The sequence below is a fragment of the Heyndrickxia coagulans DSM 1 = ATCC 7050 genome (assembly GCF_000290615.1).
In the GTDB taxonomy this organism is placed as follows: Bacteria; Bacillota; Bacilli; order Bacillales; family Bacillaceae_C; genus Weizmannia; species Weizmannia coagulans.
Genome location: NZ_ALAS01000154.1, coordinates 1 through 214, shown reverse-complemented (window position 1 = coordinate 214; position 214 = coordinate 1). Strand labels below are relative to the sequence as shown.

Annotated in this window: 1 pseudogene; it reads left to right on the top strand. The window is 33.2% G+C overall.

The features are described 5' to 3' along the window. Positions 1 to 28: 28 nt before the first annotated feature. Positions 29 to 214, top strand: a pseudogene (locus tag IC21_RS17315) (hypothetical protein); the annotation flags it as partial.

Sequence of the window (214 nt, the reverse complement as noted above, 5' to 3'; positions counted from 1 at the left end):
GTAACAAACGAAACTTGAAAGCTTTGTTTTGCTTGGCCATATCCATTCACCTCACTTTGTGCGGAAAAATTTCGTATATATTGATTATATCGTAAAAAATCCGTACAATCAATATGAGGTGATCATCATGAGAGAAGAGAAAGAACGTGTAGAAATTCGTATGCCTAAGACGATATTAGAAAAATTGGAGCAATATCAAAAAGAAAATGGGATT